The sequence below is a fragment of the Grimontia marina genome (assembly GCF_900060185.1).
GTDB classification, from domain to species: Bacteria; Pseudomonadota; Gammaproteobacteria; order Enterobacterales; family Vibrionaceae; genus Enterovibrio; species Enterovibrio marinus.
The window spans coordinates 34,178-55,853 of the sequence record NZ_FIZY01000020.1 but is presented as its reverse complement, the minus strand read 5'-3'; the positions used below and the strand labels follow the sequence as shown (position 1 = coordinate 55,853).

At 50.9% G+C, this 21,676-nt stretch carries 22 protein-coding genes; 19 read left to right on the top strand and 3 right to left on the bottom strand.

Going from position 1 to position 21,676, the window contains the following annotated elements:
• Position 1: 1 nt before the first annotated feature.
• The 7 genes from ftsE to glpD all read left to right on the top strand — a co-directional run bounded on the left by ftsE (position 2) and on the right by glpD (position 6,616).
• A complete protein-coding gene (ftsE, locus tag GMA8713_RS11985; RefSeq protein WP_046303392.1) occupies positions 2–667 on the top strand; it encodes a cell division ATP-binding protein FtsE in 666 nt (221 codons plus the stop codon).
• Positions 660–1,565, top strand: coding sequence for a permease-like cell division protein FtsX (gene ftsX / locus GMA8713_RS11980; protein WP_062709822.1), 906 nt, complete (start codon positions 660–662; stop codon positions 1,563–1,565). Before ftsE ends, ftsX begins: the two co-directional genes overlap by 8 nt.
• Positions 1,566–1,693: 128 nt before the next feature.
• Entirely contained in the window at positions 1,694–2,557 is an 864-nt protein-coding gene (rpoH, locus tag GMA8713_RS11975; RefSeq protein WP_062709819.1) for an RNA polymerase sigma factor RpoH, read from the top strand.
• 321 nt (positions 2,558–2,878) lie between these two features.
• Complete coding sequence (gene glpE / locus GMA8713_RS11970) at positions 2,879–3,208, top strand: thiosulfate sulfurtransferase GlpE (RefSeq protein ID WP_062709816.1); 330 nt, start codon at positions 2,879–2,881, stop codon at positions 3,206–3,208.
• Positions 3,209–3,230: 22 nt separating this feature from the next.
• Positions 3,231–4,067: a rhomboid family intramembrane serine protease GlpG gene (gene glpG, locus GMA8713_RS11965; RefSeq protein WP_062709813.1), complete on the top strand. Its 837-nt coding sequence runs from the start codon at positions 3,231–3,233 to the stop codon at positions 4,065–4,067.
• A gap of 94 nt (positions 4,068–4,161) precedes the next feature.
• A complete protein-coding gene (locus tag GMA8713_RS11960; protein ID WP_046303423.1) occupies positions 4,162–4,923 on the top strand; it encodes a DeoR/GlpR family transcriptional regulator in 762 nt (253 codons plus the stop codon).
• 151 nt (positions 4,924–5,074) lie between these two features.
• Positions 5,075–6,616, top strand: a complete 1,542-nt coding sequence (gene glpD, locus GMA8713_RS11955) for a glycerol-3-phosphate dehydrogenase (RefSeq protein WP_062709810.1) — start codon at positions 5,075–5,077, stop codon at positions 6,614–6,616.
• A gap of 57 nt (positions 6,617–6,673) precedes the next feature.
• Here the strand turns inward: glpD and GMA8713_RS11950 are convergent, their stop codons facing one another.
• Positions 6,674–7,084 carry a flagellar basal body-associated protein FliL gene (locus GMA8713_RS11950; RefSeq protein ID WP_062709807.1) on the bottom strand — a complete coding sequence of 137 codons (411 nt, stop codon included), beginning with the start codon at positions 7,082–7,084 and terminating at the stop codon, positions 6,674–6,676.
• Positions 7,085–7,285: 201 nt separating this feature from the next.
• Between GMA8713_RS11950 and GMA8713_RS11945 the strand changes: the two genes are divergently transcribed.
• On the top strand, positions 7,286–7,822 hold the full coding sequence (locus GMA8713_RS11945) for a chorismate lyase (protein ID WP_062709804.1): 537 nt from the start codon (positions 7,286–7,288) through the stop codon (positions 7,820–7,822).
• Positions 7,823–8,683, top strand: a complete 861-nt coding sequence (ubiA, locus tag GMA8713_RS11940; protein WP_062709802.1) for a 4-hydroxybenzoate octaprenyltransferase — start codon at positions 7,823–7,825, stop codon at positions 8,681–8,683.
• Between the two features lie 66 nt (positions 8,684–8,749).
• On the opposite strand, the gene plsB is transcribed toward ubiA, so the two are convergent.
• A complete protein-coding gene (gene plsB, locus GMA8713_RS11935) occupies positions 8,750–11,182 on the bottom strand; it encodes a glycerol-3-phosphate 1-O-acyltransferase PlsB (RefSeq protein ID WP_062709801.1) in 2,433 nt (810 codons plus the stop codon).
• Positions 11,183–11,426: 244 nt separating this feature from the next.
• Here plsB and lexA point away from each other — a divergent pair, with 244 nt between their 5' ends.
• The 5 genes from lexA to GMA8713_RS11910 all read left to right on the top strand — a co-directional run bounded on the left by lexA (position 11,427) and on the right by GMA8713_RS11910 (position 16,697).
• The gene (lexA, locus tag GMA8713_RS11930) at positions 11,427–12,050 is read left to right on the top strand and encodes a transcriptional repressor LexA (protein ID WP_062709799.1); all 624 of its coding nucleotides are present in this window, start codon (positions 11,427–11,429) and stop codon (positions 12,048–12,050) included.
• A gap of 430 nt (positions 12,051–12,480) precedes the next feature.
• Positions 12,481–13,629 carry a cytochrome c oxidase subunit II gene (coxB, locus tag GMA8713_RS11925; RefSeq protein ID WP_062709797.1) on the top strand — a complete coding sequence of 383 codons (1,149 nt, stop codon included), beginning with the start codon at positions 12,481–12,483 and terminating at the stop codon, positions 13,627–13,629.
• Positions 13,630–13,641: 12 nt separating this feature from the next.
• Positions 13,642–15,234 (top strand): cytochrome c oxidase subunit I, encoded by a 1,593-nt coding sequence (ctaD, locus tag GMA8713_RS11920; protein ID WP_062709795.1) that lies wholly within the window; start codon positions 13,642–13,644, stop codon positions 15,232–15,234.
• A 10-nt stretch (positions 15,235–15,244) separates the two neighbouring features.
• Complete coding sequence (locus GMA8713_RS11915; protein ID WP_062709793.1) at positions 15,245–15,793, top strand: cytochrome c oxidase assembly protein; 549 nt, start codon at positions 15,245–15,247, stop codon at positions 15,791–15,793.
• A 16-nt stretch (positions 15,794–15,809) separates the two neighbouring features.
• A complete protein-coding gene (locus tag GMA8713_RS11910) occupies positions 15,810–16,697 on the top strand; it encodes a cytochrome c oxidase subunit 3 (protein ID WP_062709792.1) in 888 nt (295 codons plus the stop codon).
• A 9-nt stretch (positions 16,698–16,706) separates the two neighbouring features.
• Here the strand turns inward: GMA8713_RS11910 and GMA8713_RS11905 are convergent, their stop codons facing one another.
• Positions 16,707–16,913 carry a DUF2909 domain-containing protein gene (locus GMA8713_RS11905; RefSeq protein WP_062709776.1) on the bottom strand — a complete coding sequence of 69 codons (207 nt, stop codon included), beginning with the start codon at positions 16,911–16,913 and terminating at the stop codon, positions 16,707–16,709.
• Positions 16,914–16,944: 31 nt separating this feature from the next.
• Here GMA8713_RS11905 and GMA8713_RS11900 point away from each other — a divergent pair, with 31 nt between their 5' ends.
• The 5 genes from GMA8713_RS11900 to dinF all read left to right on the top strand — a co-directional run bounded on the left by GMA8713_RS11900 (position 16,945) and on the right by dinF (position 21,669).
• Positions 16,945–17,667, top strand: coding sequence for an SURF1 family protein (locus GMA8713_RS11900; RefSeq protein ID WP_084387718.1), 723 nt, complete (start codon positions 16,945–16,947; stop codon positions 17,665–17,667).
• On the top strand, positions 17,664–18,191 hold the full coding sequence (locus tag GMA8713_RS11895; RefSeq protein ID WP_062709774.1) for a redox-active disulfide-containing membrane protein: 528 nt from the start codon (positions 17,664–17,666) through the stop codon (positions 18,189–18,191). Before GMA8713_RS11900 ends, GMA8713_RS11895 begins: the two co-directional genes overlap by 4 nt.
• A gap of 11 nt (positions 18,192–18,202) precedes the next feature.
• Complete coding sequence (locus GMA8713_RS11890; protein ID WP_062709772.1) at positions 18,203–19,261, top strand: COX15/CtaA family protein; 1,059 nt, start codon at positions 18,203–18,205, stop codon at positions 19,259–19,261.
• The gene (gene cyoE / locus GMA8713_RS11885) at positions 19,254–20,171 is read left to right on the top strand and encodes a heme o synthase (RefSeq protein ID WP_062709769.1); all 918 of its coding nucleotides are present in this window, start codon (positions 19,254–19,256) and stop codon (positions 20,169–20,171) included. Before GMA8713_RS11890 ends, cyoE begins: the two co-directional genes overlap by 8 nt.
• A gap of 160 nt (positions 20,172–20,331) precedes the next feature.
• A complete protein-coding gene (dinF, locus tag GMA8713_RS11880; protein WP_062709766.1) occupies positions 20,332–21,669 on the top strand; it encodes an MATE family efflux transporter DinF in 1,338 nt (445 codons plus the stop codon).
• Positions 21,670–21,676 lie beyond the last annotated feature (7 nt).

Here is a 21,676-nt window from a genome sequence, read left to right as displayed (position 1 = left end):
CGTGATCCAGTTTCAGCAGGTAAGTAAGGCATACCGCGGTGGGCAGCAGGCACTGCAAAAAGTGAGTTTTCACTTACCCAAGGGTGACATGGCATTTTTGACCGGTCACTCGGGTGCGGGGAAAAGTACCCTGCTGAAATTGCTGTGTGCGATTGAACGGCCAAGTGACGGACAAGTTCTGTTTAATGACCACGATATCTCACGTATTGCGCGAAAAGATATTCCTTTTCTGCGCCGCCATATCGGTGTGATTTTCCAGGATCACAAGCTCCTTATGGACAGAAGTGTGTTCGACAACGTGGCATTGCCGCTACGCATCGAACAGGCGAGTGAAAACGACATTAAGAAACGTGTCTCAGCGGCACTGGATAAAGTAGGTTTGCTGGATAAGGCAGCCTGCTTGCCGATTCAGCTTTCCGGTGGTGAACAGCAACGCGTGGGCATTGCCCGTGCGGTGGTTAACCGCCCGATGGTGCTGGTGGCTGATGAGCCAACGGGTAATCTTGATGCAGATTTGTCACAACAAATCATGGAACTGTTCCGCCAGTTTAACCAAGTGGGCGTGACCATACTGATGGCCACCCACGATACGTCGCTACTCAACCGCTATGACATGCGCCGTTTTGAATTGAATCAGGGTCACCTGTCGGAGGTGACACGTGGCTAACTTCATTTCTGTGCACAAACAGCAGGGCGGTCAGGCGTTTCGCGATTTAATGGCGAAACCACTAGGGAACCTGCTTACGGTTCTTGCTCTCGCGTTTTCACTGGCACTGCCAGCCACGCTGTTTATGCTGGCGAAAAACGTCGTTGCAGTGACGCAGGAGTGGCAGGCTCCCAACCAATTAACAGTCTATCTTAACCCTGTGTCGGAAAGCCGCGCTGAGGCCTTTGGCGAAGAACTTGCAGCCTGGTCTGAAGTGGCGACTGCTGAATTTATTTCGCCGGAGCAGGGATTAACTGAGCTTCGACAGATCCAAGGGTTTGAAGAAGCCGTAAGCCTTTTGGATGATAATCCGCTGCCAGCAGTGGTGGTGTTGACGCCCTCTACTGATGACGCTGCAGCGGTAACGGCCCTTGCGGCCAAACTGCGCGCGACATCTGAAGTGGAAGAAGTGCGTCTCGACAGCGATTGGCTGCAACGCCTATCTGCCATTGAATCACTGGTGCTGACATTAACCTGGGTGTTTTCCGGTCTATTGCTGATGGCAGTATTCCTGATCATCGGCAATACCCTGCGCCTGCAGGTACAAAGCCAGAAAGAAGAGATTCAGGTTATGAAGCTGGTGGGTGCGACTGACAGCTACATCCTACGTCCTTATTTATACACTGGCGTTTGGCTGGCTTTGGCGGGAGCTATTGTTGCTTGGCTGGTGACCATGGTGAATAGCCTGCTGATGGATGCAGCCGTAGCAAAATTGGCTACATTATATAACAGCGGTTTCAGGCTCTCTGCTCTGAGCTTGGAAGAAGGTTTGATTTTGCTGATGGTATCTGGGCTGATTGGACTTCTGGCTGCCAGGTTGGCTGCAGCAAAACATATGAGAGAGATAGAACCTGTCTGATATTTGAACCTATCAATTAAAAGCAGGTCACAAAATGGTGCCTACTTGCAGTTTTTTTGAACTCGAGTAGAGTATCTCATTCGCTTCGAAAGCGAAGAATGGTTCGATAAAGTCGAAAAGAGGTGAAAATGACAACAGAGATGTATGCACTGGCCCCCATCTCCCAAGATAGCCTTGATAGCTATTTACAGCAGGTAAACGGCTATCCAATGCTGTCTGCGGACGAGGAGCGTGAGCTGGCAGAACGTCTTCACTATGAGGAAGATCTGGATGCGGCGAAAGGCCTGATCCTGTCTCACCTGCGATTTGTTGTTCATATCGCCCGTGGTTATTCCGGTTATGGATTACCCGTGTCCGATTTGGTGCAGGAAGGTAACATTGGCCTGATGAAGGCAGTAAAGCGCTTTAACCCAGAAGTGGGTGTGCGTCTAGTTTCCTTCGCTGTTCACTGGATCAAAGCTGAAATTCACGAGTACGTTCTGCGTAACTGGCGTATTGTGAAAGTTGCGACCACCAAGGCGCAACGTAAGTTATTCTTCAATCTGCGAAAGTCTAAGAAGCGTCTGGGTTGGTTCAACGCCGAAGAAGTGAATATGGTCGCAGAACAACTGGGCGTTGATGCGGCAGAAGTGCGCGAGATGGAATCCCGTCTTGCCGCACAGGATGCTGGATTTGACGCTGGTGCAGATGATGATGAGCGTGAAGGCGGTGCAATTGCTCCTGTCTTCTATCTGGAAGATAAAGGCTCGGATGTCGCTACTAATCTGGAATCACAAAACTGGGAAGACCACGCGAATCGTCGTCTGGCGCAAGCTATGTCCGGACTTGACGAGCGTAGCCAGCACATTATCCGTTCACGCTGGCTGGATGATGACAACAAAGCTACCTTGCAGGAATTGGCTGATCACTATCAGGTATCTGCAGAACGTATCCGTCAGCTTGAAAAGAACGCGATGCGTAAACTGAAAGAATCGGTTGGCGACGCCTTGTGATTGCCAGAACAATAAGCTGAAGAAAACCGGCAACTTGCCGGTTTTTTTGTGCATGAAATTCCCCCCCAAATACCCTGCAAGAAATGTTTTCCACAGTTTTATTACGATCAACACTACATATAGTGGATCCGGCTTTCAGAACATACTTTATCAACGCAATCCACAGTCTTTTCCACAGGTGGCGAAAAAGCATACAAAGCCCCTGCATTCTCCATGGCATGGAGAAGAAAAAAGTCATGTACAATGCAGTTTTACGTGCCCAGAAGCTAGGCTAAGCTGGGATACGTATGTTGATCTGGTTAGACGGGAGTGGAATAACCCATGGAACAATTTGCGCATATCTCTGTAACGGACGCTTTGGCGATGCTGAAAAGTGATGATCATCACGCTGTGATGGTGGATATCCGGGATCCTCAGTCATTTCAGTTATCTCATCCACAGGGCGCATTCCACCTTACCAACGATTCTATTGTGCAGTTTATGAATGACGTGGATTACGAACAACCTGTACTGGTGATGTGTTACCACGGCGTGAGTAGTCAGGGAGCGGCGCAATATTTGATTAACCAAGGCTTTGAGCAGGTGTACAGTGTAGACGGTGGATTTGAAGCTTGGCATCGACAGTCCTTGCCGGTGGAATCGGGCATCTGATTGCAAACAACAAAGAGGCACTATGATAAGGCTGACTGCACTTTCCAACCCCCGAGCCGCGCAGGCTTTTATCGACTATATGGCATCAAGGAATATCTCAATTCAGATGATGCCGGAAGGGGAAGGGCTGTTTGCCTTGTGGCTGGTTGATAGCCAATACCAGATTGAAGCTGAAGCCGAACTCGCTACTTTCCTTCAAAACCCGGACGACGAGGAATATCAGGCTGCGTCCTGGAACATGGCCGAAAGCCGCACTGCTAAGTTTTTCTACCCACGCCAGGGTCTGCTTACTTCACTCAAACAAAATGCGGGGCCTTTCACGCTCTCCATCATGGTGGTGTGTATTGTGGTGTATGCTGGACTGACTTTGGGTTTCGGCAATGATGTGTTCTCTCTACTTCACTTCCCGGCGACGGACGATCAGCAATGGCAGCTTTGGCGATTGTTCTCCCACGCTTTGCTGCATTTCTCCGCGACTCACATTGTTTTCAATCTGCTGTGGTGGTGGGTGCTCGGCGGCAAAATCGAAAAACACAGTGGTAGCGCCAAGCTAATGCAGCTTTTTCTGCTGACAGCACTTTTCTCCGGCCTTGGTCAGTACGCCTTTGAAGGCCCCGCTTTCGGTGGAATGACCGGTGTAGTTTATGCGCTTTTGGGATACTTGTGGTTGATGGGCACATTAGCCCCAGAACGTGGGCTTTCCATTGAACCTGCCTATGTTGGCTTTATGCTGCTTTGGCTTGCCGTGGGCTTTTTCGAACCCTTTGGTATGGCCATTGCCAATATGGCACACCTTTTTGGTCTGGTGTCAGGGTGTGCGCTTGGATTCATAGACGCCAAACTGCGAAAAGCGAGGTAATGTGAGCTCTGCTCATCCTTGAACTGGCCTGATTGGCATTCCCACTGCAGCCACGTAAACTGTGGGTGGTTTTTACTTTTTCGCAGGGGATGCCGTGAAACAGACATTACGCCACCAGGAAATACTCGATCTTGTTCGAAGCAAAGGATACGTCAGCACTGACGATCTGGTGGCTCACTTTGATGTCAGCCCCCAAACCATCCGCCGTGACCTGAATGAACTTGCGGCCGAGAACAAAATTCGTCGCCAGCATGGCGGCGCAACCATCCCTTCCAGCTCTGTTAACACCGCCTATGACGCCCGCAAGGCTATGCAGCACGAAGCCAAGAATAAGTTGGCGCAGGCGCTTGTGGCGCATATTCCAGATGGTGCGACCCTGTTTATCGACATCGGTACCACGCCGGAAGCGGTCGCGCGTGCGCTGCTGAACCACGAAGATCTGCGCATTGTGACCAATAACCTCAATGCAGCCAGTATTCTGATGGCCAAAGAAGACTTTCGCATCATCATGGCGGGCGGAGAAGTGCGCAACCGTGATGGTGGCATTATGGGGGAGGCGACGCTGGACTTCATTTCCCAGTTCCGTTTGGATTTCGGTATTCTGGGGATCAGTGGTATCGACCTCGACGGCAGCCTTTTAGATTTTGATTATCACGAAGTGCGTGTGAAGCAAGCTATTATGGAGAACAGCCGCTCAGTCATGCTGGCCGTTGACCACACCAAGTTTGGCCGAAGCGCCATGGTCAACGTCGGGGACATTGCGCAAGTCGATATGCTTTTCACCAATGCGCCTTTACCGGAAACGCTGCAAGCGCGGTTGCAAGATACTGAAACTCAAATAGAAATGGTCGAGTGATTTTCTTTTTCGATGATGAAACCGCCTGATGGCGGTTTTTTTATGCCCGTAATGCGCGATTTTTCTTCATTTTGTCGTTGGGAATGGCGCTTTTTTGTACTAGAATGCTCGAAAACGAAAGTTAAAATGTTCGTATGAGCGTGAGGGTGTAATGGAACAGGCAAAAGAAAATCAAAATAACGACGTGTTGGATGTGATTGTTGTCGGTGGCGGCATTAATGGCGCAGGTATTGCTGCGGATGCTGCTGGTCGTGGCTTGAGTGTTGGCCTTTATGAAGCGGCCGACTTTGCTTCTGCGACGTCTTCAGCCAGCTCCAAACTTATTCACGGCGGCCTTCGTTACCTCGAGCATTATGAATTTCGTTTGGTCAGTGAAGCCTTGGCCGAGCGTGAAGTGCTTTTGAAAAAAGCCCCGTTCCTTGCCTGGCCGATGCGTTTTCGTTTACCGCATCGCCCACACCTGCGCCCTGCCTGGATGATCCGTATTGGTCTGTTTATGTATGACCATCTTGGAAAGCGCACCACTTTGCCAGCAAGCAAAGGACTTCGTTTTGGTGCTGATTCTGTTCTGAAGCCTGAAATGACAAAGGGTTTCGAATACTCAGATTGCTGGGTCGATGATGCGCGATTGGTGATCCTGAATGTCATGGACGCAGCCGAGCGTGGCGCGGAAGTGCGTAACCGCTGTAAGGTCGTGCGCTCAGAGAGAAACGGTGAGGTTTGGGGCGTGGATATCCTTGATACTGTGACTCAAGAAGTCTTCAGCCGCCGATGCAAAGTGTTAGTGAATGCGGCCGGCCCTTGGGTGAAATCCTTCTATGACGATAGCACCTCGCTCAAATCACCTCGCGGCATTCGCCTTATCAAAGGCAGCCACGTGGTTGTGCCACGCGTTCACAACGAAGAATCAGCGTACATCCTGCAAAACGAAGATGGCCGCATTGTATTTGTACTGCCGTATCTCGACCGCTTCTCCATCATTGGTACGACAGATGTGGAATACAAAGGCGACCCACGTGAAGTGGCGATTGAACAGAAAGAAGTCGATTATGTGCTGAATGTTTATAACCAGCACTTTAAACGTCAGTTGAGTACGGATGATGTGGTGTGGAGATACAGTGGCGTGCGCCCGCTTTGTGATGATGAATCTGACTCTCCACAAGCCATCACCCGTGACTATACCCTCGACCTGGATGAAAACGGCGGTGATGCGCCAATGCTGACGATTTTTGGTGGCAAACTGACGACCTACCGGAAACTGGCGCGTGCAGCGGTGAATAAACTGGAGCCTTTCTTCCCTGAGATGGGTAAAGACTGGACGGCAGATCAGGTATTGCCTGGCGGTGAGGATATTTCAGGCTTCGACGATGTGCAGCAGCGTTTGAAACAAGAATGCCCGTGGATGGATGATTTTACCGCTCACCGGCTGGCGACCACCTATGGTAGCCGGGTCTGGGTGTGGCTGAATGGCGTGAAGACGGCTGCTGATTTGGGTTTCGACTTCGGTGAAGGCCTGTCACAGCGCGAAGTAGAATATCTGATGGCGTCTGAATATGTGCAGGATGCTGAAGATTTGCTGTGGCGGCGGACCAAACTGGGTTTGTACCTTTCTAAGGAACAGCAACAACAGGTTGCTGATTACATTAGCCGAAGCTTATCCGCGCCATTGGTGGATGAAGCGGCGAGCGTTTGAGTTTAGAGAAAGAATTACGAGAGGGCGGCTAACAAGCCGCCTTTTTGCTGATAGCAATTACTGATATAGGTATTTAGTAAATAGCAGATCAGAAAGCATTTTTTGATTGGTTTCCGCTAGAAGTACCTCATTCACGCGCTCCATACACTCTTTGCGGATGGATTCGCGACCGGAAAGAGACTTCACTCTTACTTCATTTTCCTGACTCAGCACTTCAATAATGGTGTCGCGGATCAACGGCTGGTGATACTCCAACATCTGGAGCAGTGAAGGGTCGTCCACCATCAGGTCAACGCGGACATTGATAAATCCAAGTTTGCGTCCTTCCGTAATAAAGTTGGTAGTAATCTCTGGCTCAAGCGTAAAATAGCTGAACTGCGGGGCATTCTCTTCCTCTTTCGCCAGCGTCGGAAGGGAACACAACAGAGACACAATTAAGGCGAAAACAGCAGTGATATTTTTTTTCATGGTTTTTGCCAAACCCCGGATTTCATCAATCTCTTATGGTAGTTTAGCTGCGCGTTTCGAGGCACAGCTTGTACAATAGCGCAATATACGTAAGCCACTTAAAGTCTGAGTCTCTTAGTGGTTTACGTATATTAATACTAAACACTATTGGCCGATTCGGCGAAAGTTTTGTGGTTTTTTTGCTCTTCGGCTCAGGATAACATGTCAGAATTCAAGGAATTACACTTACAAGCTCTCATGAATGCAAGGTGGGAGGAACCAGACTGGCAAACGCTGGAAACAACCCGCGAAGGGGCGTGGCTATTGGAACGCCACTCGATGACTGAGAGGTTGAAAGCGCGCTGTCTTACGCTGGCAGTAGAGCTACTGGGCTTACACGAAATAGAACAATCAGCCCTGGCTGAAAATGAACTTAGCCTGTTAGGTGAAGAGCCTTGCATGGTGCGTGAAGTGGTGCTGTCAGGAGATGGGGATGCTTGGTTGTGTGCCCGTACTTTGGTGCCTAAATCAACCCTGACAGAAAAAGAGCAGGACATTGCAGATCTTGGCGCGGTGCCTTTAGGGCAGCGCGTGTTCAACCAGGCAAATGCCCGCCGCGATGCGATTGAAGTTGCTACCGTGGTGGTGGAAGGACGGTCCCTACTGGCGCGTCGTTCGCGTTTGTGGGTCAACGAAAAGCCGATGCTGGTTTCTGAGCTGTTTTTACCGGATGCACCGGTGTATCAGGAGGAAGGCTGAATGGATGTAGCCAAGGCGAGAGCATATTGGCAATTAACGCGAATGGACAGGCCAATTGGCAGCTTGTTGCTATTGTGGCCAACGCTGTGGGCATTGTTTCTGGCAGCAGATGGAATGCCAAACCTACATGTTCTGGTAGTCTTTGTGCTCGGCGTTATCATGATGCGCGCAGCGGGATGTGTAATTAACGACTTCGCTGACCGCAACTTTGATGGTCATGTGAAACGTACCCAAGCTCGTCCACTACCTTCAGGGTTGGTGACCGCTAAAGAGGCGCTAGCGCTGTTTGGTTTGCTGATTTTAGGGGCATTCCTGCTGGTGCTGACGCTGGATTCACTAACCATTAAGTTGTCAGTGGTCGCCGCACTTTTAGCATCTGTCTATCCTTTCATGAAACGCTATACCCACATGCCGCAGTTGGTACTTGGCATGGCGTTCAGTTGGGCAATCCCAATGGCCTACGCAGCACAGTCTGGCGAATTGCCGCCTGTGGCGTGGATGTTATTTCTTGCCAATGTGTTATGGACCGTGGCCTATGACACCCTGTATGCCATGGTTGATCGCGATGATGATCTGAAAGTTGGCATCAAATCTTCTGCCATTATCTTTGGGCGCTTCGACAAGATCGCCGTTGGTATCCTGCAACTGGTGACGATCTTGCTGTTGGTGCTAGTGGGTTTCCTCTGCGGGCTCTCACAGGTTTACTACTGGTTCTTGCTCGCCGCTTCGGCTCTGTTTGTTTATCAACAGTGGCTGGCGCGCGGCCGCGAGCGGGAGCTTTGTTTCAAGGCATTTTTAAACAATAACTATGTCGGGATGCTGGTATTTATTGGCTTAGCGCTTGCTGTGTTAATCAAGTAATACAAAGCATAGCGGAAACAAAAAACTCGCCATTTGGGCGAGCTTTTTGTTTCGGCGAACTAATTATCAGCTTTCCGATGGCTGATTCAGGATAGCCTGGATGGTCAGTTGTACTTCCGGTGAAATCAAGCCAAACACACATTCACGGAGTGCTTCTACGCGGTCTGCACGTGCGTGGTCATCGTCATTCAGATAGCCCTGCTCACGCAGAGAGTTCAGCAGGGTCGCGAAGACACCCTTGTCGAAGAACTCTGGGGCGTTGATGCCGTGTAGACGACTTAGGCGCTGTGCCATCATCTGGCTTTGTTGCTCCAGATCGGACTTCGAAGTATCCGGCTCATGGCTGAACAGGGTCAGAGTGATCGCATAGCGCTGCAGGGTCTCAGCGATGGTACGACCCAGTAACTGAAGCTGGTTGAGCTTGCAGTTGTTTCGGCTGATGGTGTTATCGTCAATGGTAATAAGCGACTGACGCTCAAGTTCTATCAGGGTTGCATCGATGTAGCTTTGTAGCGCAGCATCATCAAAGTTCATGAATAACTCAGCTTTCAGCAATGGGTACAGCTGGCGAATCGAGTCCATCAGGTTTTCACGTGAAACACTGGTCTTGAATACCAGCATCTGCGCGATCAGCGATGGTACTGCGAACAGATGAATGATGTTGTTGCGGTAGAAGGTCATCAGGATGGCCTGTTGACGGTCCAGTGAAATCACTTCACCCAACGAGTCTTTTTCAACCACGAACTTATTCAGACTCAGCGCGTGTTCAACCAGTTCCTGCGCGGAATCTGCTGGTACTGTACTGGTCGATGAATACGGTACCTGGCGAAGCAGTTCGAGATAAATGGTGATTTGTTCTTCTAGCGCTTCACGGCTTAGAGCACTCTGACGGGAAGCCAGAAGCGCCGTAGCAGACAGGGTCAGAGCGTTGGCAGCAGCTGCATCGTTGATTTTTGTCATCATACGCTCAGCGAGGCCGTTAACAGCTGGAAGCAGCCAGTCAGGGCGCTGAGGTTCAATAGGATCGATATCCTTTTGCCAATCCGGTGCTTTTTCATTCAGAAAGTGGTTCACCGAAATAGGTTCGCCGAAGTTCACGTATCCCTTACCATAGTTACGCAGCTTTCGAAGAATACCCAGTACCTGGCCGAAGCTTTCTTTCTCTTTGCGCTTACCCTGTAGCTCTTTAGCGTAAGTACTGACTTCCATCACGTGCTCGTAACCGATGTAGACTGGCACCAGTGTCACTGGGCGCTTGAGACCTCGCAGCATGGCTTGAATGGTCATTGCCAGCATGCCGGTTTTTGCCGGAAGCAAGCGACCGGTTCGCGAACGGCCACCTTCAGAGAAGTATTCTACCGAGTAACCTTTAGCGAAAAGCTCTGCCAGGTATTCTCGGAATACGGTGGAGTAAAGGCGATTGCCTTTAAAGGTACGACGTAGAAAGAACGCTCCACCACGGCGGAAAATCGGGCCTGCTGGGAAGAAGTTCAGATTAACGCCCGCAGCGATGTGCGGGGGTACCAGCCCTTCTTTGTAAAGCACGTAAGAAAGCAGCAGATAGTCCATGTGTGAGCGATGACAAGGCACGTACACAATCTCATGACCATCCTGTGCGAGCTTTCGCACACGCTCGGAGTTATTGATATTAAGGCCTTGATACAGTTTATTCCAAAGCCACGTCAGCAGGCGGTCAGCATAACGGATAAGGCTCGGCGAGAAGTCCGCTGCGATTTCTTCCATCATGTCGATGGCTTCTTTGCGCACTTTCTCAACCGGCACATCACGGCTTGCTGCCTCATCCTGTACCGCTTTATCAATGGCTTTGGATGCCAGCAAGCGCTTGAATAGCAATTGGCGGTCGGGTAGGCCAGGCCCGGATGCCGCCATTTTCTGGCGTGAGAAATGAATTTTCGCCACACGCGCCAGTTTGTTCGCGATTGTAGTGTCCGTGCCGTGCTTGTCTGCCATATAACGCAGTGAAACCGCGTTACTCAGGCGAACCATGCTGTCGCGACCCAGTGTCAAAATGGTGTAGCACTTTTGCAGGCCGTTCATCGCTTGAAGAGCAGGCGCTGCGGGGCGGGACTCATTACCCGGATCGCGGTTCCAGACCACAGACGCTGGCACCATCTGGATGTCGAGTTCAGTGTCACGCTTGTGGAGTTCGAGCCACTCGGTGAACAGTTCAATAGAATCTGCCGGGATAGGGTCGCTGTCTTTGAACATGCGCTTGCCCTGAGAGATGAATACATAACGCGGCAGGCTTTTTCCACCTAGCTCAAGCGGCTCAAGGGGATCGGGCAGACCCAGCTGCAGACAACTGCTGCGAAGTGTCAGCAGATCAGTATGAGAGCGGAATGGCAACACATAAACCATAGGACGGGACAAATCCAGGTCCAGTTGGTTTATGGGGTCAGACGGTATACTGATAGTTTTCACCAGCACCGACAGCGGTAAATTCAATAACTTCTGGTAGATTGATTGGCAAGCAGACATCTGAATCGCGGCCTCTTAAGTTTAGTGCGTGGCAAGTCTAGCAGAAAACATCTCCGAACTTGCAGGGAAATGACACCAATACGAAGGCTTATGTCATGGATGAGCCAAGTTCTGGCGACCTGGGCAGTCAGAAAAATGTGAGCCAAATAGGGCCTTTATTACAGATTGGTGCAAAATCCGCCTTTTCAAGCGGTTAAACACTGGATATACTCACAGTTAACTGTATAAAAAGACAGGTCATGATATGAAGCCGTTAACCGCAAGACAACAGCAAGTCTTTGATTTGATCAAAGCAAAGATCGAGGACACCGGCATGCCACCAACGCGTGCCGAGATCGCGAGAGAACTGGGGTTCCGCTCCGCCAATGCTGCTGAAGAACATCTGAAAGCGCTGGCGCGTAAAGGCGTGCTTGAAATCGTGCCTGGTGCATCGCGTGGCATCCGCTTACTGGTGGAAACTGAATCAGCAAACGACGACGACGGTCTTCCTTTGATTGGTCGCGTCGCTGCCGGTGAGCCTATCCTCGCGCAAGAGCATGTAGAAATGCACTACCAGGTGGACCCAAACCTGTTCAAACCAAATGCTGACTTTCTGCTACGTGTTAGTGGTATGAGTATGAAAAACATCGGTATTATGGACGGTGACCTGCTAGCAGTTCATAAAACACAGGATGTGCGAAACGGTCAGGTGGTAGTTGCCCGTGTTGAAGATGATGTGACGGTGAAGCGCCTTGAGCGCAAAGGTAATCAGGTGCTGCTTCATGCTGAGAATGAAGAGTTTGCGCCTATCGTGGTCGACCTTTCCCAACAGCATCTCACCATCGAAGGTATCGCTGTTGGTGTGATTCGCAACACAGACTGGATGTAACCCACCGACTTCGCGTTACAAGAGTTAAAGAAACAGGCAGCTTCGGATGAAAAGTCCGTGGCTGCCTTTCTTTTTACGGATCTTTCGTGCTACAAGCCGCTTCTCCTCTGCATTTTTGCACACCCGCAATTCTTTGTTCCGGGTGGTCACTTTCCACAAAACTTTTAGTAACTCTTCTTAATATAAAGATATTTCTGCCTTGAATTTCAGTAGTTTTTTAAGAAAAGCGGCACAAAATCGTTGCGGGTGAAACAGTTGTCTTTATCTCGTAAATTCGTGGCTGGCATCATGTTTCGGCGCATTTTGCTACTCAAATTTTGTTCTTTCCACGTTCCTTGCCTAACTTTATTTGTAAATATAGTGTTAATCGAACTTTTATTTTTTATCCATTTACATTTTGCACTGCGAAGTGACTTTGAGGAGGGAACCGGTGAAGACTCGCCAGCTTCTATACGCGCTCGCAATTTTTTCTTCGTTTGCCGCTAATGCTGCAAACGAAGTGTCCTCGTTTAACTTGACCCCTGGCGTCACAGAGATCAGTGAAAAGGTGTATGGCCTTCATATGACGATTCTCTGGATCTGTGTGGCTATCGGTGTGGTTGTTTTCGGGGCAATGTTTTGGGCCATTATCCATCACCGTAAATCGAAAGGTGCAGTAGCAGCGAATTTCCACGAAAGCACCAAGGTGGAAATTCTCTGGACGCTGATTCCTTTTCTGATCCTGATAGCTATGGCTGTACCTGCAACCAATGTGCTTCTGGCAATGGAAGACCCTTCTGACTCTGAGCTGACCATTCAGGTGACTGGATCTCAGTGGAAATGGCATTACCGCTATTTTGACCATGACGTGGAATTCTTCTCTTTGCTGGCGACATCGGCTGCTCAAATCGATGGTGAAGCGACTAAGCGCGAAACTTACCTGCTGGAAGTTGATAGACCCTTAGTGGTACCAACTGGTAAGAAAGTGCGTTTTCTGATCACCTCTGAAGACGTTATCCACTCTTGGTGGGTGCCAGATTTTGCGGTGAAGAAAGACGCAAACCCTGGCTTCATCAATGAGGCTTGGACGCGTATCGACAAGCCGGGCATCTACCGCGGTCAATGCGCGGAGCTTTGCGGCAAAGACCATGGCTTTATGCCAATTGTGGTTATAGCCAAGCCAGTTGAAGAGTTTGACGCTTGGGTCACGGAAACTGCAGCCGCGCAAGCCAAGGTGAAGGAAGAAGAGCAGAAACTGCTTGCGATGAACATGAACATGGACGAGCTGATGGAACTGGGTGAGGAGGTTTACAACTCACGCTGTGCTGCTTGTCATCAGGTCAATGGCCTGGGTCTCCCAGGAGTCTTCCCTGCACTTGCTCAACAAGGCATCTCGGCTGACCCTGACAAGGTGCTCGACCACCTCAATATCGTCATTCACGGCAAGTCAGGGACTGCCATGCAGGCATTTGGCGCGCAGCTTGGCCTTAAGGAGCTGGCTGCGGTCATCACCTACGAGCGAAATGCTTGGGGCAACAACACGGGTGATGCCATTCAGGCATCTCAAATCAATGCTGTGCTCAACGGTGACGATCTTTAAGGAGAAATCGCAATGACGGATATGACGCCTGATCAGGTCGGTCACGATGATCACGACCATGATCATAAGCCCCGAGGGTTAATGCGTTGGCTGTTAACGACCAACCATAAAGACATCGGCTCAATGTATCTGATTTTCAGCTTCACCATGTTTTTGCTGGGTGGGGCAATGGCATTGGTTATCCGGGCGGAATTGTTTCAGCCTGGCTTGCAACTGGTCGACCCCAACTTCTTTAACCAGATGACCACAGTTCATGGTCTTATCATGGTGTTTGGTGCAGTGATGCCAGCCTTTACCGGATTGGCGAACTGGATGGTGCCGATGATGATTGGCGCGCCGGATATGGCGCTACCCAGAATGAACAACTGGAGCTTCTGGATTTTGCCGTTCGCATTTCTAATGCTCATCATGTCACTGTTTATGGAAGGAGGCGGTCCAAACTTTGGCTGGACCTTCTATGCGCCGCTCTCTACCACATACTCACCAGACAGCACAGCATTGTTTGTGTTTGCTGTGCACATCATGGGTATCAGTTCCATTATGGGCGCGATAAACGTGATTGTGACCATCATGAACCTACGTGCCCCTGGCATGACCTACATGAAAATGCCGCTGTTCGTCTGGACTTGGTTTATCACTGCGTTTCTATTGATTGCGGTGATGCCAGTGCTTGCTGGTGCGGTCACCATGGTGCTCACTGATAAGTATTTCGGCACATCGTTCTTCGATGCCGCCGGTGGTGGCGACCCGGTCATGTTCCAACACATCTTCTGGTTCTTCGGACATCCAGAGGTGTACATCATGATCCTGCCAAGCTTCGGGATTATCTCTGCTATCGTGCCAGCGTTTGCCCGCAAACCCCTGTTTGGTTATGCCTCCATGGTATACGCGACCGCATCGATTGCAGGCCTGAGCTTCGTCGTTTGGGCTCACCACATGTTTACAACCGGAATGCCGGTGTTTGCCGAACTCTTTTTCATGTATTGCACCATGCTGATATCGGTGCCCACAGGGGTGAAAGTGTTTAACTGGGTGGCCACGATGTGGCGGGGGTCTATGACCTTTGAAACGCCCATGTTGTTCGCGCTCGCCTTTATCGTGTTGTTTACGATAGGGGGCTTCTCTGGCTTGATGCTGGCAATAACGCCGGTGGACTTCCAGTATCATGATACCTACTTTGTGGTGGCTCACTTCCACTACGTTCTGGTGTCCGGTGCCATCTTCTCCATCATGGCAGCTGCCTACTATTGGCTGCCAAAATGGACAGGGCACATGTACAACCAGACTCTGGCCAACTGGCACTTCTGGTGCTCACTGATTTCCGTGAACATCCTGTTTTTCCCAATGCACTTCCTGGGACTTGCAGGCATGCCACGCCGTATTCCGGATTATGCCCTGCAGTTTGCTGATATCAACGCGATAGTGAGTGTAGGTGCATTCCTGTTCGGATTCTCCCAGCTCATCTTCCTTGTGCTGTTGGTGAAATGTATTCGTGGCGGTGAGCCTGCACCAGCGAAGCCGTGGGATGGTGCAGAAGGATTGGAGTGGACAGTACCATCTCCAGCGCCTTATCACACCTTCTCAACGCCACCGAAAATCGATTAAGGGATAGTGTATGGCAGAGCAAGAGCAACAGACACAAAACACAGGACGCTCAGCTGCGAAGCTGGCGGGCTTGGCTGTGCTGATGTTTGGCTTTGCCTTCGCATTGGTCCCGCTCTATGACGTTTTTTGCGATATCACTGGGATTAACGGTAAGACCAGTGATGTTGCTGCGACGGAAAGCAATCAGGTGGACTTTTCCCGCACTGTGACTGTTGAGTTTGTTGCCTACATTAATCCCGGCCTTGGCTGGGATTTTGTGCCTGAGGTGAAGAAGCTCACTGTGCATCCTGGGGAAACGCGAACCATTGCTTATCGCGCGACCAACAACACGAGCATTAATTCGATAGGACAGGCAGTGCCTTCGGTCACACCAGGTCTGGCAGCCCAGTACCTAAACAAAATTGAATGTTTCTGCTTCAACCGCCAGCCCCTTGAAGCAGGAAAAGACGCAGAGCTTCCTCTGGTGTTTTATGTCGACCCGGAGCTTCCGGAAGATATCAGCACCTTGACGCTGGCATATACCCTGTTTAGCGCTAAGACTGAGCCTGTGACTCAGTAAATGCAGTGAGGTCATCATGACAACAGATACCAGTACAGATGCCCAGTACGAAAACTACTACGTACCCGCGCAGAGCAAATGGCCGATTGTCGGTGCTATTGCGCTGTTCTTTATCGCGATGGGCGCAGGTTCAACAGTCGCCGGATTATTCGGTGGTAATGGTCCATGGATGCTGCTGATAGGCACCGGCATATTAATGTTTATGCTGTTTGGCTGGTTCCGGGATGTGATTCATGAATCTATGAGCGGGATGTATTCAGCACAAATGGACAGATCCTTCCGTCAGGGCATGAGTTGGTTCATCTTCTCGGAAGTGATGTTCTTTGCCGCTTTCTTTGGTGCATTGTTTTACGCCCGAATCATTGCTGTTCCATGGCTGGGAGGGGCAAGCAACAATGCCATGACGGCGGCGGTGCTGTGGCCTGACTTCATTCCAGGCTGGCCTTTGGTGAAAACACCAGATGGTACGGAAACCACGGCCATGGGAGCTTGGGGTTTACCGCTAATTAACACCGTTATTCTACTCACTTCATCTGTCACGCTGCACTTTGCGCATGTGGCGATGGAAGAGGGTAATCGCCAACGTGTCAAACAGTTTCTTGGCGTTACAGTACTTCTGGGGTGGATATTCCTCGGGCTTCAGGTAGAGGAATATGTCCACGCATACCAAGAGCTAAACCTACGACTAGATTCGGGGATCTACGGGAACACCTTCTTCCTGCTTACTGGTTTCCATGGCATGCACGTTTTCCTTGGGTCCATCATCCTTTTCATTGTTTGGCTTAGGGTACTGAAAGGTCACATGACCCCTCAGCACCATTTCGCCTTCCAGGCAGGTGCTTGGTATTGGCACTTCGTGGACGTGGTATGGCTGTGTCTGTTCGTGTTCGTCTACATCTTGTAGCGAAACGAATTAGTATGGGCGGCTGTTGGGTTCAATCACTCCGGTCGCCAAAGCAACCAGCAAGATGACAAACGCAATCACTGAGAACAACACGCGACGCCCCAGAAAACGGGACATGGGAACGTCGGATTGACCCTTAAGCATAATCGGCAACGCTCGAAACAAGTTAAAGACGATAAAGACCAACAGGCAGACGAGGATCCCTTTGAGCAGCATATTGCCTCCTGAGAGTCAAAAAGGTGACCGGATGTCTTCTTCCAACATACGGCAAATAAGACGGATTGGTTTTCTTGTATTCACTCTGGCGATGACAGCGCTATTGGTCAAGCTGGGGATGTGGCAAATGTCCCGCGGGGCAGAAAAAGAAGCTTTGTTGTCTCAACTTGCAGAGCGCTCCCAACAAGAAGTGACCGCCTTGGCATCTTTGCCACAGGAATTGAAAGGGACACGGGTCAAACTAGCTGGTCAGTTTGATACATCGAAGAGCATGCTACTCGATAACCAAACCTTTGAAGGCCGGGTGGGATACCGCTGGTTTTTACCTTTCAGAAGTGACAATCAGTGGGTATTGGTAGAGCTGGGTTGGGTGGCTGCTCCGGCAACAAGAGAAACACTACCTGCTCTTCCGACACTGGACGGGAGCTATTCGGTCAGCGGCACTATCGACTTCCCCTCTGAAAGGGTGGTGCTGGCACACGTGGAAACAGAAGTCGGTTGGCCCCAACGGGTTCAGTCGATTGATATCAAAAGTCTGGAACAGGCTTCCAGGCTTTCCCTCAAACCCTGGCTTATCCGCGGAGATGTGATAAGCGACAGTAACGGAGAGAGCTTCAGTACAGGTGCGAAACCCATCTGGGAGCCTGTCGTGATGAAGCCGGAAAAGCACTATGCCTACGCCATGCAGTGGTTTGGATTGGCGCTGGTAGTAGTGATTGGATTTGGGCTTTGGTGGAGGAAAGGACGCATATGAATGGGAAAAAAGCGCTGATACTGGTCACCGTGATTTTTGTTCTGCCGGTTCTGGCTGCCAAATTGGTGTTGGACTTCGGTTGGTACAACAAAGGTGTGACGAACAACGGCGAGCTTATCGCCGAAGAAGTGAGGGCTGACTGGCTGTCACACAATGGGCAATGGCGTTTGGTCTACTCTTACCCCAATGCCTGTGATGAGAAGTGCGAGAGTGCGCTGTTTCAACTTAATCAAATTCCGGTCGCGGTTGGCCGAGAGCGTGAACGGGTTGCCAGCATTCTGCTGACGCCGGAAAGCTCGGCAGTGGAAGAAGGCACCAATGTCACCCGCCAAAACATCGATGCGACGCAACAACAGACCATGTTGTCGCTGCCCTTTGCTGACAACGCGATTTATCTCGTCGACCCCCTAAATAATCTTATTCTTGCCTATCCGGTGCCAGCTGAAAAATCAGCACAGGTGGCACAAAGCAAAGGACTGCTGTCCGATCTTCGAAAACTCATGAAACTCTCTAAAGTCGGGTAAGGGAAGTCGCGATGGAAAAAGATAAACGCTATCTCGGACTGATTTACGGTGCACTGGCCTTGGCTTTGGTCGTGGTTGCCCTCGGTGCATTTACCCGCTTGACAGAAGCTGGCTTAGGGTGCCCAGATTGGCCAGGGTGCTATGGCTTTCTGACCGTACCGCAATCGGCGGAGAAAATTGCCCAAGCCACAGAAGCCTTCCCTCATGCCCCTGTTGAAATTCAAAAAGCCTGGAATGAAATGATCCATCGCTATGTGGCAGGCACCCTAGGTTTAGTGATTGCTGCCATAGCCTTCCTTTCGTGGTGCCGCCCTGAACGCAACCGCTTGTTGCCGAGCTTACTGCTGGCGGTGGTAACCTTCCAGGCGGCTCTAGGCATGTGGACAGTCACCATGAACCTGATGCCGATTGTCGTGATGGGGCATTTGCTCGGTGGTTTCACAACTGTCACCTTGCTGTTCATGTTGGCGCTGCTGGAAAGACGGCGTATTAAAGAGCCAACACAGCTAGAGGTGGGCCTTCAAAAGGCCTCTGTTGGCGGAAAGCTCAAGGCGTTGTCAGTCGCGGCGCTTCTGGCAGTGGTAATGCAAATTGCGCTCGGCGGCTGGACATCAGCCAACTATGCAGCTCTCGTTTGCACCCAATTGCCCGTTTGTGAAGTCGATTGGGCAGAGAAATACGACGCCTCGGCGTTTCACCCCATCAGCCCGAAAAACGAGACTTACCAATATGGTGTGCTGAACTTCGATCAGCGCGTCACGATTCATGCTACCCACCGAATCGGAGCCATGGTGGTCACTGCGCTCATTTTACTGCTGGCGTTTGCAGTCAGAAAACCGCTTGGTGCCAGCACATCGCTGCTTCTCCTAGGCGCGCTAGGTATTCAGATAACGCTTGGTGTTACTAATGTGGTTGCCTTGCTGCCGCTGTCTGTTGCGGTGGCACACAATGTTTGCGGATTGCTTTTACTTTTAGTGACTGTCAGGACGGTGGTAGGTGTGTTCGCACCTGTTTCATTGACCGCTGCACAGTCGTCTTTGGGAGATACAGGGAGGTTAAGCCATGGCTAAATTCAACACGCCTTCGCTGGCAAACAGCGCCCCGAATACTGAAACCGCTCAATGGCGGGATTATCTGGAGCTGACCAAGCCCAAAGTGGTGGCCATGCTATTGCTGACTGCCATGGTGGGAATGTGTTTGGCGGTGCCGTCCTTGCCTCCTGCCCACGCCGTGATCCTCGGGCTGTTAGGGATTGGTATGCAGTCGGCTGCCGCTGCGGTGTTCAACCATGTGATTGATCAGCGTATTGATCGGCAGATGCAGCGCACCATCCATCGCCCCGTTGCAAAAGGCCGGGTAGGTACGTCACAGGCGCTGGCCTTTGGTGGTTTGCTGATGGTCGCGGGCTTTGCGCTCCTTTGGGTATTGAATGCGCTGGTGGCATGGCTCACCTTTGCCAGTTTGATTGGCTATGCGGTGGTCTACACAGTATGGCTGAAGCACGCGACGCCGCAGAATATCGTGATTGGCGGTTTGGCCGGCGCGATGCCTCCGCTGCTCGGTTGGGTCGCGGTGACAGGAACGCTCGACCCACATGCGCTGCTGCTGGTGATTCTTATTTTTACTTGGACGCCTCCGCATTTCTGGGCGCTTGCGATTCATCGTGAGAAAGATTACGCCAAAGCTGGCGTACCTATGCTGCCGGTGACCCATGGCGTGGAATTCACCAAGACCATGATTTTGCTCTACACCCTGCTTTTGGTGGTGGTGGGTCTGTTGCCTTGGCTAGCGGGAATGAGTGGGCTGATTTACCTCTTCGGTAGTTTGGCGCTCAATCTCGGCTTTGCCTGGTACGCGTGGCAGTTGAAATTCCATGACCGCAAAGGGTTGGCTTGGCAGACGTTTAAATACTCCATTTGGCATGTGTTTGGTTTGTTTGTGGCTTTGCTCGCTGATCATGCGTGGCGTGCGATAGGATAGTTGCGAGCCCAAAGCAAACAGTGAGCAGGGATGATGCTTTCCTATCTTCAATTCTCAACGCCGCGGCTGGATGTCGCGGCGTTATCGTCTTTTTAGTCCAGACATTCTGATACACTTCTGCCACTTACTCTCTATCTGTCGATAACCACAGAGCCAATTTATGCTGTCAGCGCTGCAACAAAAAGCCCTTCACGTGCGTGTTTTTTCGCTCGCGTTCCCCATGGTGCTCTCCAACATTACCGTGCCTTTGCTGGGACTGGTGGATGCGGCCGTGATTGGCCACCTCGACCATGCCTGGTATCTCGGTGGTGTGGCGGTCGGCAGTACCATGATTGCGGTAACTTTCTGGCTACTTGGTTTTCTTCGCATGGCTACCACAGGGCTTACCGCGCAAGCTTATGGTGCGGACGATAAAGCGGGGCTGGCGAATGTGTTTCTCCAAGGCATCTCTCTTGCCTGGCTGCTGGCGCTCGCAATTATCGCCATGCATCCGTTGATTGCGGATTGGGTGTTTTCCTATAGTGACGCGAGCGAGGAAGTGAAGCGCTATGCCGACCAGTATTTCTCTGTGCGTATCTGGAGTGCGCCTGCTGCGTTGACCAATCTTGTGATCATGGGTTGGTTATTGGGAGCCCAGAACGCGAAAAAGCCAATGATGTTACTGATTGTTATCAATGTCATCAACATCGTGCTCGATGTGCTGTTTGTCGTGGGTTTTGACTGGAAAGTGCAGGGCGCTGCAGCAGCCAGTGTGATTGCCGATTACAGCGGCATGGCTCTGGGCTTGTACTTTGTGGCGCAGCGCTGGAAGCAAGAGATGTTGTCTTCCCCATTGGCGCAGTGGAAAAAAGCCTCTGCGGGCATGGGACGGCTTTTAAAGCTGAACCGGGACATCTTCCTTCGAAGTCTTTGCCTGCAACTGGCCTTCACCTTTATGACGTTTCAGGGTGCGACACTGGGCGATAACGTGGTGGCAGCCAATGCGGTGCTGATGAATTTCCTAATGTTGGTCTCTTTCGCAATGGACGGCTTTGCCTATGCCATGGAAGCCATGGTAGGGAAGGCAATTGGTGCCCGAAATAGAAACGAGCTGATGGACTCACTGACAGCCACCACCTTCTGGAGTCTGGTGATTTCGCTACTTATCACCGCCGCTTTCCTGCTTTGGGGCGAGCAGATTGTCGGAATCATTTCTGATATCTCAGAAGTTCGTGAACAGGCCTTTGTGTATCTGCCTTGGCTCATTGCTATGCCGCTGGTGGCCATGTGGTGCTTTCTGTTAGATGGCGTGTTTATCGGTGCGACGCGCGGGCGTGAAATGCGAAACACCATGTTTGTCGCGATGGCAGGTTTCTTTGTGATTTGGTGGCTATTAAGTGGCTGGGGCAACCATGCGCTTTGGGCGGCGATGCTCGGCTTTATGGCATTGCGTGGATTAACGCTGGGGGTACTTTTCGTCCACCAGTGGCGAAGGGATACCTTCTTAGCGGCAAACTAGCGAGACA

Coding starts and splice junctions, on each gene's coding strand:
- glpG (WP_062709813.1), top strand. CDS start 3,231: ATGATAAGGCTGACTGCACTTTCCAACCCCCGAGCCGCGCAGGCTTTT.
- cyoE (WP_062709769.1), top strand. CDS start 19,254: ATGGCTAAATTCAACACGCCTTCGCTGGCAAACAGCGCCCCGAATACT.
- GMA8713_RS11945 (WP_062709804.1), top strand. CDS start 7,286: ATGTCAGAATTCAAGGAATTACACTTACAAGCTCTCATGAATGCAAGG.
- dinF (WP_062709766.1), top strand. CDS start 20,332: ATGCTGTCAGCGCTGCAACAAAAAGCCCTTCACGTGCGTGTTTTTTCG.
- GMA8713_RS11905 (WP_062709776.1), bottom strand. CDS start 16,913: ATGCTGCTCAAAGGGATCCTCGTCTGCCTGTTGGTCTTTATCGTCTTT.
- ctaD (WP_062709795.1), top strand. CDS start 13,642: ATGACGGATATGACGCCTGATCAGGTCGGTCACGATGATCACGACCAT.
- GMA8713_RS11915 (WP_062709793.1), top strand. CDS start 15,245: ATGGCAGAGCAAGAGCAACAGACACAAAACACAGGACGCTCAGCTGCG.
- GMA8713_RS11950 (WP_062709807.1), bottom strand. CDS start 7,084: ATGAAAAAAAATATCACTGCTGTTTTCGCCTTAATTGTGTCTCTGTTG.
- GMA8713_RS11910 (WP_062709792.1), top strand. CDS start 15,810: ATGACAACAGATACCAGTACAGATGCCCAGTACGAAAACTACTACGTA.
- glpE (WP_062709816.1), top strand. CDS start 2,879: ATGGAACAATTTGCGCATATCTCTGTAACGGACGCTTTGGCGATGCTG.
- lexA (WP_062709799.1), top strand. CDS start 11,427: ATGAAGCCGTTAACCGCAAGACAACAGCAAGTCTTTGATTTGATCAAA.
- rpoH (WP_062709819.1), top strand. CDS start 1,694: ATGACAACAGAGATGTATGCACTGGCCCCCATCTCCCAAGATAGCCTT.
- GMA8713_RS11890 (WP_062709772.1), top strand. CDS start 18,203: ATGGAAAAAGATAAACGCTATCTCGGACTGATTTACGGTGCACTGGCC.
- ubiA (WP_062709802.1), top strand. CDS start 7,823: ATGGATGTAGCCAAGGCGAGAGCATATTGGCAATTAACGCGAATGGAC.
- GMA8713_RS11900 (WP_084387718.1), top strand. CDS start 16,945: ATGTCTTCTTCCAACATACGGCAAATAAGACGGATTGGTTTTCTTGTA.
- GMA8713_RS11895 (WP_062709774.1), top strand. CDS start 17,664: ATGAATGGGAAAAAAGCGCTGATACTGGTCACCGTGATTTTTGTTCTG.
- plsB (WP_062709801.1), bottom strand. CDS start 11,182: ATGTCTGCTTGCCAATCAATCTACCAGAAGTTATTGAATTTACCGCTG.
- glpD (WP_062709810.1), top strand. CDS start 5,075: ATGGAACAGGCAAAAGAAAATCAAAATAACGACGTGTTGGATGTGATT.